At 71.8% G+C, this 9,666-nt stretch carries 8 protein-coding genes and 1 pseudogene; 1 reads left to right on the plus strand and 8 read right to left on the minus strand.

Annotated features, from left to right (window positions below; translation table 11 throughout):
* From ABT381_RS33435 to ABT381_RS33465, 7 genes are all read right to left on the minus strand, one after another.
* The coding region (locus ABT381_RS33435) for a lipopolysaccharide biosynthesis protein (RefSeq protein WP_351601060.1) at positions 1–1,574 on the minus strand (1,574 nt) is incomplete at its 3' end.
* Positions 1,575–1,658: 84 nt separating this feature from the next.
* Positions 1,659–2,429 carry a polysaccharide deacetylase family protein gene (locus ABT381_RS33440; protein WP_351601082.1) on the minus strand — a complete coding sequence of 257 codons (771 nt, stop codon included), beginning with the start codon at positions 2,427–2,429 and terminating at the stop codon, positions 1,659–1,661.
* A gap of 41 nt (positions 2,430–2,470) precedes the next feature.
* The gene (locus ABT381_RS33445; protein WP_351601063.1) at positions 2,471–3,610 is read right to left on the minus strand and encodes a glycosyltransferase family 2 protein; all 1,140 of its coding nucleotides are present in this window, start codon (positions 3,608–3,610) and stop codon (positions 2,471–2,473) included.
* Positions 3,607–4,419: a glycosyltransferase family 2 protein gene (locus ABT381_RS33450; RefSeq protein WP_351601067.1), complete on the minus strand. Its 813-nt coding sequence runs from the start codon at positions 4,417–4,419 to the stop codon at positions 3,607–3,609. Before ABT381_RS33450 ends, ABT381_RS33445 begins: the two co-directional genes overlap by 4 nt.
* Before the next feature lie 315 nt (positions 4,420–4,734).
* Positions 4,735–5,877 carry a GNAT family N-acetyltransferase gene (locus ABT381_RS33455; RefSeq protein ID WP_351601070.1) on the minus strand — a complete coding sequence of 381 codons (1,143 nt, stop codon included), beginning with the start codon at positions 5,875–5,877 and terminating at the stop codon, positions 4,735–4,737.
* Positions 5,878–5,879: 2 nt separating this feature from the next.
* Positions 5,880–6,293 (minus strand): hypothetical protein, encoded by a 414-nt coding sequence (locus tag ABT381_RS33460; RefSeq protein WP_351601073.1) that lies wholly within the window; start codon positions 6,291–6,293, stop codon positions 5,880–5,882.
* Positions 6,294–6,532: 239 nt separating this feature from the next.
* Positions 6,533–7,768, minus strand: coding sequence for a S8 family peptidase (locus ABT381_RS33465; protein WP_351601076.1), 1,236 nt, complete (start codon positions 7,766–7,768; stop codon positions 6,533–6,535).
* 302 nt (positions 7,769–8,070) lie between these two features.
* Here ABT381_RS33465 and ABT381_RS33470 point away from each other — a divergent pair, with 302 nt between their 5' ends.
* The gene (locus ABT381_RS33470; protein WP_351601079.1) at positions 8,071–8,877 is read left to right on the plus strand and encodes an SGNH/GDSL hydrolase family protein; all 807 of its coding nucleotides are present in this window, start codon (positions 8,071–8,073) and stop codon (positions 8,875–8,877) included.
* Positions 8,878–8,880: 3 nt separating this feature from the next.
* On the opposite strand, the pseudogene ABT381_RS33475 reads toward ABT381_RS33470, so the two are convergent.
* Positions 8,881–9,666: pseudogene (locus ABT381_RS33475) on the minus strand (hypothetical protein); the annotation flags it as partial.

Consider the following 9,666-nt stretch of genomic DNA (forward strand, 5'->3'; position numbering starts at 1 on the left):
GGCGGCCGCACGTCCGGGCGGCGCTCCATGTGGTCGAAGTCCACATGCACGCCCAGCGGCATCGTGTCCACGTCGAGCCGGGCGCGCTGCGCCCATGTGGGCCGGCGCGCCCCCTCGTCCTCGGGGGCGGCGGCCCGGCCGTCCCGGGGAGTGCGTATCGCGTCGCCCAGGTCGCCGTGCATCGCCAGGTCCGCCAGGTCGCCGTCGGGGGCCACACCGTCGGCCGGCGCCTTGGCCAGCGGCGCCACCGGGCGGCCCCGGACCACGCCGGACAGCTTCACCATCGCGACCGAGGCGATCACGGTCAGGCTGCACACCTCCGCGACGCCCGCGCCGGTCAGCCCCATCCGCGGCAACAGGAGCAGCGTCAGGCCGAGCACGAGGAGGCACAGCAGGCCCTGGAGGTAGGCGAGGCCGGAGGTCCTGCTCTGCGCGCGCAGCACAGCGAAGTACGTCTCCATCACCACGCGCAGCACCGCGCCGACCGCGAACCAGCGCAGCAGCGGCGTCGCGGCGTCCGCGTACCCCTTGCCGAACACGCCGAGGATGTACGGCGCGCAGACGAAGAGGAAGAGACAGACCGGGAGCATGATGCGGGCCATCCGGCGCAGCACCGCGCGGGTGTTCTCCGCCAGCCGCGCCGGGTCGTGCGAGCTCTCCACGGTCAGCGAGGCGCCCATGTTGATGGCGAGGAGGTTGACCGTGCCGCCGATGGTGGTGGTGATGTAGAAGTACGCGTTGTCGGCCGCACTGACCTGCGAGGCGACGAGTACGGGTACGAGGTAGACCACCGCGAGCGAGAAGAGGGAACCGGTGTAGTCGCCGGCCAGGAAGCGGCCCATCTCGCGCAGCGAGGGCGGCCGTACGGTGCGCGCGGTGGCCGCGATGTGGCGCGGCACGAGGCGCCGGAAGACCAGGCAGCCCAGCGGGATCACGGACACCGCGATCGCCGCGACCCAGGACACGAAGACGCCCGCGGTGGGCGCCGCCGCCGCGATCGCGACCAGCAGCGCCAGCTTCACCGCCGAGAAGACCAGATTGCCCACCGGCACCCACAGGGCGCTGCGCAGCCCGGTCAGCACCCCGTCCTGCAGGGTCAGCACCGACCAGGCGATGACCGCCACGACGAAGCCCAGGCCGTTGAGCGGGCCGTGCAGGAAGCGGTACGACGGGCCCCACAGGTCCAGAGTGAGCAGGAAGACGCCGGCGGCCACCGCCACGACCAGCGAACTGCCCGCGTACGTACGGAACACCAGCCGGCCCGTCGCCCGCCCGGCGACCGGGATGAAGCGGGCCAGCGCGCCGGTCAGCGTCACCGCGGTGAGCCCGGCCAGCAGCTTCATCGCGGCGATCGCCGCCGAGCCCTGGCCGACCGCCGACTCGGTGTAGTAGCGCGCGGCGACCAGCCAGAAGCCGAGGCCCAGCAGCCCGGAGATGCCCGTGTTGAGCATCAGCGCGTAGGCGTTGCGGAAGAGGGGCGTGCCACCGCCGCGCCCCGGGAACCGCAGCCTGCGCCCGTCCGGTGCCTGTTGGCCCCGCGTGCGTTCCTCGGTCCGGGTGGTCGTGTCAGACACTGGCTCGGGTTCCCTTTCCTGAGGCCCGGCACTGTGTGTCACCGGGCCCCACTGACGGCCTTACGTCGGCGCCGCAGCGCGGGGTCAGCCCCCGGGTGTGCAGAGCCGGATCGCCTGACGCGATCTGCGGAGCAGGGCGTAGCCCTTGGTGAGGACGTGGTCCTTGGCGAAGATGCGGCCGATGGCCTCGCCCGCGACGATCCGCCGGAACTCCGCCAGGTCCGTGCCGCGCCGCACGGTCAGCCGGCGCAGCGCGTACGGGCCCTGCCGGTGGCCGGCCAGTCCGTTGCCGACCGCCAGCGACTGGTGGAAGCCGGCGGCGCGCACCGTCCGCCGCACCCGCCGGCTGGAATAGCCGTACGGGTAGGCGAAGGACACCGGGGCGGCGCCCAGCTGCTCGGCGACGATCCCCTTGCAGCGCAGCACCTCGGACCAGAGCCGGTCGTCGGAGAGCTGGTCCAGCTGGGGATGGGTGTGGCTGTGGCCGCCGATCTCCACGCCGGCCGCGGCCAGTTCCCGCACCTGTTCCCAGCCGAGCATGGTGTCCAGCGCGCCACCGGTGTCGTACGGCCCCGGCAGCCAGCCGGTGGAGACGAAGAGGGTGGCCGGGAAGCCGTACTTGGCCAGGACGGGCAGGGCGTGCCGGTGCACGCCTTCGTAGCCGTCGTCGAAGGTGATCAGGACCGGGCGGTCGGGCAGCGGGCCGCCGTCCCGCCAGGCCGCCGCGAGCCGCTCGGTGGTCAGCGGGTGGTACCCCTCGTCGTCCAGGACCGCCATCTGCTCGGCGAACGCGCCGGGCGCGACGGACAGGCCGTGCGTCGCGGGGGCCGGCTTGTGGGCGACCGCGTGGTACATGAGGATCGGCACGGGGGAGAGGGCGCTGCCCTCGGGGCCGGTCACGCGACCGCCCCCTCGTCGCCGCGCAGCACGCCCTTGCCGGGGGCCGGAGCGTCGCCGCGTACGGGCTTCTCGGCCCGTACAGGCTTCTCGGCCCGTACGGCCAGCCGCACGGGCTCCGCCGGCGGGCGGGCGGCCGTCGGCCCCGGTACCGCCGCGGCTGTCGGCCCCGGTACCGCAGCGATCACGAATCCGCCGCCCGAGCGGCGGGTGCGGGCCGTGCCGACCAGATAGCCGCCGGCCGCGGCCGCCACGCCCGCGACGATCGCGCCCGCCCGGGCCGCGCCGCCCGGCCTGCGCAGCAGCGCGTCGCGGACGCCGCGCGCCACCCCGGAGGGCAGCACGCGGGTGGTGTAGCGGCGCTCCGTCGACAGCCCCTCCTGGGCGCCTACGCTGCGCGCGACCAGGGCCTTGGACAGGCCCTCGGCGTAGGCGCGGGTGCGGAAGTAAGCGAAGCGCTCGCGGCCCGCCGGGACCCGGTGGTGGATCACCGACCGGTCGTCGATGAGCAGGACGGCGTCCGGGCACGCGCGGGTGAGCCGGATGCACAGCTCGGTCTCCTCGCAGCCCAGCGGCCGCTTGTCGCCGTCCCGGCCGATGCCGGTGGCGAACCCGCCGGCGATCTCGAACGCCTCGCGGCGGAACGAGGCGTTGCCGCCGAGGACGTTGCGCACCCGGGTCCGGCCCGGCGGCAGGCCGAGGTAGGTGCAGCCGACGACCCAGTCGAACTCCCGGGGGAACCACGCGGGGCGGCGCCCGGAGGCCCAGATCGGCTCGGTACGGCCGCCGATCGCCATCACCCTGGGGTCGGCGTACCCCTCGGCGAAGTGCAGCAGCCACTCGCGCTCGGCGACCGCGTCGTCGTCGAGGAAGGCGATGACCTCCCCGGTGGACTCCGCGACGCCGGTGTTGCGGCCCGCGGAGAGGCCTCTGGGCCCGGCGTTGGGCAGCACGCTGATATCGGTGGCCCCGGCGAACTGCGCGCGCAGCCGCGTCAGCAGGGCCGGGTTGTGGTCGACGACGAGCAGGATCTCGTGTGCCGGGTGCAGCTGGTCACGCACCGAGGCCGCCGCGGCGAGAATGTCGCCCCAGCGGTCCTCGGTGTACACGCAGATCACCACGGAGACGCGGACGCTCAAGACACCTCTCCCGTGATCATCGCGGGCCGCACCGCGCGCTTACGGGTGCCGCGTTCGCGCATGATGACCTTCAGGACGCGGATGCCGTCCCGGACCGCGCGCAGGTTGCTGACGCCGTGGATGCGGTTGTACTCGTGGCTGGGGATCTCCTGGACGCGCAATCCCGCCTTGACGACGCGGATGTTCATCAGCGTCTCGACCTCGAAGCCCGCGCAGTCCAGCGCGATCTCGTCCAGGCAGTGCCGCCAGAAGGCGTTGTAGCCGTAGCACAGGTCGGTGTAGCGGGCGCCGAACTTGGTGTTGACCAGGGTGGTCAGCACACGGTTGCCGAGCTTGCGGATGGGCGTCATGTCGTCGGTGCCGCCGCCGTTGGCGAACCGCGAGCCCTTGGCGAAGTCGGCGCCGCCGACCAGCGCCGAGACATAGGAGACGATCTCGGCGCCGTCCGCCGAGCCGTCCGCGTCGATCATGACGATGATCTCGCCGGTGCACGCCGCGAAGCCGCTGATCAGGGCGTCTCCCTTGCCCTTGCCGCGCTGCTTCACGACCGTGACGTCCGGCCACAGGTCCCGTGCCACCTGCACGGTGTCGTCGGTGGAATTCCCGTCCACCAGGACCACTTCGTGGATCCAGTCCGGAAGTGTCTTGAAAACGTACGGGAGATTTTCCGCTTCGTTCATCGCAGGTATCACGACGCTGACCGGCGGAGCAATCGCCAAGTGTGAGGAAACGGGTCGGTATTGCGCCTGTGCGGGAATCCGCGCTGCGGATTTCTGATCCGTCTCCGCAGGGCGAAGGAACGAGCTCATGAGTCTTTTTTCCCTCTCGTCCGGTAGGCCGCCCACCCCCGGGCAGCCCGGATGTGTTTCCGGTTCGAAAGGGGGGTTCACACTCTGGTCAGCACGGCATGGAACACCGGACGGACAGAGCGAGCTGGCATGCGTGTTTCCGCGGCTCGTGACTCGACGCTGGCATACGTATCGAGCACGGCACCCCCCTACCGCGCCCCGCCCCGGGCCCCGTCGCGGCGCTTGAGCCCTCCCCTAGAGCCGCTGGATGACGATCCGTTGCGGGTGGATTGTACGACCGTATTGATGATTGGCACTCTATGGCAAGAGCTGGAACTACAAATCCCCTTTTGTCTTGTCGGTGGAAAGGGAGCGGACCGTTCCGTGTTCTCCGGTACGGATTCGGCCCATCCGTTTGAGCAGTCGGTCGGCCGGCTCGAACAATTCCGGCCGGGTCACCACGGTGTTCCGCAGTGCTTTTACCGGCGCGCGCCGTGCGCGATGTCCCAGCGCCACCGGGTGGCGCCGCGTCACCCACCCTTCGGAAACCTGAATTTCCCGTGTCTTGAAAGAATCCTTGTACTCCTTCTCGCCACGGCCGAGATCCAGATACGCCATGGAATCCGCGGCGGCCCCCTCGGCCATCCGCAGATGCAGGATCAGCCCCGGCGAAAACTTCGCGAACTCCGGGTCGTAGGCCGGGAACCAGCACGCCAGCACCCGCTCCGAACGCAGCCCGAAGTGCGCGGCGACCGGCCGCTCGCCGGCGTACAGGACCGACAGCACGCCCGCGAAGGAGTCGGTGCGGGTGTGGAACAGCTGCTCCACCAGGTGCGTGATCCACGGCCGCGCGAAGCGGTCGCTGCGCCCCGTTCTTCGGTACTGCGCCGATTTCCAGTCGATCAGCCGGCGCAGAACGGCCGGATCGCGCTCGTCGTGGACGTACCGCACCTCGCCCACGTCCCGCCCGAGCTTGCGCTCCTTGGCGAGGGTGGTGCGGGTGAACTTCGGCGACTGCTTCCGCAGCCGGGCCATGTACGTCTCGAAGCCCTGGTCCACGTCGATCACCGGGGACGGGAACGGCTGCAGGGGCTGCGCCTCGAACGGCTTCTGGCCCTCGACCAGGTGATCGAACTCCAGCACCGCCAGCCCGCACGCGTGCAGCAGCTCGCGCGCCTCCCACTGGAAGCCGGGCCGGTGCACCAGACCCTGGGCGTCCGAGACGCCGAGGCCGATCGCCCGTCCGACGCCCAGCGCGCTCCGCTGGAAGGGCAGGAACGCGGCCGGCTCGCCGTCCTCCCTGATCACCGCGACCCGCACGCCGCGGCGACAGCGGCCCACCGCGAGCGCGAACTCCGGTGCGAGAAAAGGATTTCCCAGGACCGGTGCGCCCAGGAGGTGTGCCTGGGACTGCACGGCGGTCCACGCCGCCCGGTCGGCGCCGCTCAGCTCGCCGGGGCGGTACACGCTGATGTCCACGTTCAGTCCGTCCGTGCATCTGGCGCGGACGCCCCCCGGCGCCGCACGCTCGCCAGCAGGAAGAGGGTGCCGCTGATCGCCGCCACGGCCACGACCCCGCCGCGCGCCGACCACATGTGCAGCGACAGCATCGCCTGCGCGACCAGCATGTCGACGGCGAGCGCCCCCGCGCCCGCGACCACCGTGCGGCTGAGCGGGTCCAGACGGCCCAGGGCGGCGGCGATGGCGGCCGCCGGCGCGCCGAGCAGAAAGAAGAGCGTGAAGGGCGCGCGCAGCGGCGAGGCGAGGTCGGCGAGCGCCAGCACGGCACCCACACCCCCCACCGCGACGGCGGCTCCCGCGAGCAGTGGCGTCGGCTCCCCCCGGGCCGGTCTGCTGCCGCTCGATCTGTTGCTGTTGATGGTCTTGGTCTGCATTGGCAGCTTTGCCCCCCATAAAGCGGCCTGATGCTCATAAGCACCCGATGCCGGGCTTCAATGTGGCCCGCCCGCCGGGCGCCCGTCAAGATGCAAAGAAGACGTGAACGAGCCACGTCCGCCGCACTGGTCGCGGTGGACGTGGCCCGTCGGCAAACTGTGGTACCGAGCCATGGAACCGTCAGTTCCGGTCGTGTCGGAAACGTGTGGGGCGCCGGGCGTGCGCGGGCGCCCGGAGGTTACGGAACGATTTTCAGGAGCTTGTTCGGGGAACCGCTGCCGGGGCTGGTCACGACGCCGGACGTGGCGCCGCCGACCAGGGCGCTCGACACCGCGGCGGGCGAGGCGGACGGGTGCCCGGCGAGGTAGACGGCGGCCGCGCCGGCTACGTGCGGGGTGGCCATGGACGTACCGGAGATGGTGTTGGTGGCGGTGTCGGAGGTCCGCCAGGCGCTGGTGATGCTGCTCCCGGGCGCGAACAGGTCCAGGCGGGAGCCGTAGTTGGAGTAGCTGGCGCGGGCATCGGTGCTGGTGGTGGCGCCGACGGTGATCGCTTCGGGGACGCGGGCCGGCGAGGAGGTGTTCGCGTCCGCGTTGGAATTGCCGGCCGCGATCGCGTAGGTCACGCCGCTCGCGATGGAGTTCTTCACGGCGTTGTCCAGCGCGGTGCTCACGCCGCCGCCCAGCGACATGTTCGCCACCGACGGGCCGCTGTGGTTCTTGGTGACCCAGTCGATGCCCGCGACGACCTGGGCGGTGGTCCCGGAGCCGGAGTTGTTGAGCACCCGTACGGCGACGACCTTGGCCTTCTTGGCGACGCCGTAACTCGTGCCGGCAGCGGTGGCCGCGACGTGGGTGCCGTGGCCGTTGCCGTCCTGCGCGACGTTGTCGTTGTCCACCGCGTCGTAGCCGTTCACGGCGCGGCCGCCGAAGTCCTGGTGGGTGACCCGGACTCCGGTGTCGATGACGTACACGGTCGTACCGCTTCCGGCGCTGTCCGGGTACGTGTATCTCCGGTCCAGCGGGAGGTTCGTCTGGTCGATGCGGTCCAGACCCCAGGACGGGGGAGCGGCCTGGGTGCCGGTGGCGTGCACCGTCGTGTCCTGGAACACCTGGTCCACGGCCGGGTCGGCGGCGAGCCGTCTCGCCTCGGTGGCGGAGAGGCGGGCCGCGTAGCCGTTGAGCGCGGCGGTGTACGTCCGCCGCACGGTGCCGCCGTGCGCGGATATCAGGCGTCTGCCGTCGGCGGACGCGGCCTTGAGGCCCGCGGACTTCTTGAGGGTGACGAGGTAGCTGCCCGGGACGGCGTTCGCGGCGCCCGCGCCGATGACCGTGCCCTCGGCGGGCGCGGCCTGGGCCGGGAGCGCGGCGACGCCGAGGGTGACGGCGGCCGACGCCGCGGTGACCGCCGTGGCGATCCGGAGCCTGGCCGGAATCCGGCCGAAAACCTTGGTGGTGGTACGCATCACTGCCATGCGAGGGGGTCCTCCTCATCAGGTGCGCGTGGTGCGTGCGCTTGGGGGGTGGCGCACGGATTCGTGCGCTACGGGCGGCAGTTGAGGATGCGACGGGCCGCCCTGACGAAAGATTCGCCGAGAGACGGGAGAGGAGACAAGAGGGCCTGGCTTGATGTCATATGCACGACATAGTGCGGCAATCCGCCGGGGCGCGTGGCCACTCACGCTCTACGCGAGTAGCAAAGTTGGCATGAACACTTCCATCAACCGTGTCGTACTGCTACCACGGTTGCGGCAGAGATCCTGCTATTGGAGGTTCCATGAGAGTTTCCAGATGTGCGGGCTTCTTGTCCGCCTTCCTCATCACCTCGTCCCTGGCGCTCTTCGGCGCCGCTCCCGCTTCCGCCGCCCAACTCGACGGCGCCGCACGCTATGTGGCGCTCGGCGACTCCTACTCCTCCGGCGTCGGAGCCGGCAGCTACGACAGTGGCAGCGGCTCCTGCAAGCGCAGCAGCAAGGCGTACCCCGCCCTCTGGGCCGCCGCGAACTCACCCGCCTCGTTCACCTTCGCGGCCTGCTCGGGCGCCCGTACGGGTGATGTCCTCAACAGCCAATTGACGGCTGTGAACGGTGACACGAGCCTGGTCTCCCTGACCGTCGGCGGCAACGACGCCGGCTTCGCGGACACCATGACCACCTGCGTGCTCTACTCCGAGAGCACCTGCCTGGCCCGGGTCCAGCAGGCGCGCACGTACATCAACACCACGCTCCCCGGGAAGCTGGACCAGGTGTACAGCGCCATCTCCGGCAAGGCGCCCAACGCCCACGTGGCCGTCCTGGGCTACCCCCGCTTCTACAAGCTGAGCGGTGACTGCGTCGCCGGCCTCACCGAGAAGGAACGCGCCGCGATAAACGCCGCGGCGGACGACATCAACTCCGTCACCGCCAAGCGGGCCGCCGACCACGGCTTCGCCTTCGGTGACGCCAACACCACCTTCGCCGGCCACGAGATCTGCTCGGGCAGCGCCTGGCTGCACAGCGTCAGCTATCCCGTCGACGAGTCCTACCACCCGACCGCCACCGGCCAGTCCAGCGGCTACCTGCCGGTGTTCCGCGCCACCGCGTAGCCCCTACCAGGGCGAGCTCTCACCCCCCGAAGGCGAGCTCTCGTCCCCTGAGGGAGAGTCCCCGCCGTACGTAGGGGAAGCCCCCGTGTCCGTGGGGGAGGCCCCCGTGTCCGTAGGGGACGGTTCCGGAGTCGTCTCCGTGTCCGTGGGGGACGGCTCCGTGGGGGACGGCTCCGGGGAGGAAGGAGCAGGGGAGGCCCCGCCGCTCGGGGCCTCCCTCTCGCACGTCAGGGAGAAGGCGGCGCGGTTCGAAGTGACCGCCTCCGGGCTCCGCACCTTCAGCCCCGCCCGGCCCGTCAGTGTGCCGCCCGGCTCGTACGCCGTCACCGTGAGCCCCACCGTCACCCGCTGCGCCCCGCCGTCCGGGAAGCGGACCGTCCGCCACGGCCCGTCGGGGGAACCGCCGCCGTCGATGTCCCAGCGGTAGACCACCTCGGCCGGACCGCGGCTGACCGTGATGACCCCGGAGAATGCCGGGGCCGCGGCGACGGGCGGCGGACACCTCCCCGTATAGCCGCCGCGTACGGTCGAGACGGCGACCGTGACCGTGACCGCGGGCGATGCGGTGCGCCGCCCGCCCCCGTCGCCGCCCTCGTCCGCGCCGCCCGTACCGGGCCGGTCACTCCCGTAGCCCTGCTCGGCGTCCGGCTCGGCGGAGGACCCGGGCCGCGCGCTCGCGGACGCGGTGCGGTCGCCCGGCCCGGGCCCGGGGCCGCCGTCCCTGCCCAGTAGCGCCCAGGCGGCGCCGCCGGCCGCCAGCGCGACGGCCAGGGCGGTCGCGGCCAGCCA

Origin of the sequence: Streptomyces sp. NPDC000151 (genome assembly GCF_040301705.1) — a bacterium.
Lineage (GTDB): Bacteria > Actinomycetota > Actinomycetes > Streptomycetales > Streptomycetaceae > Streptomyces.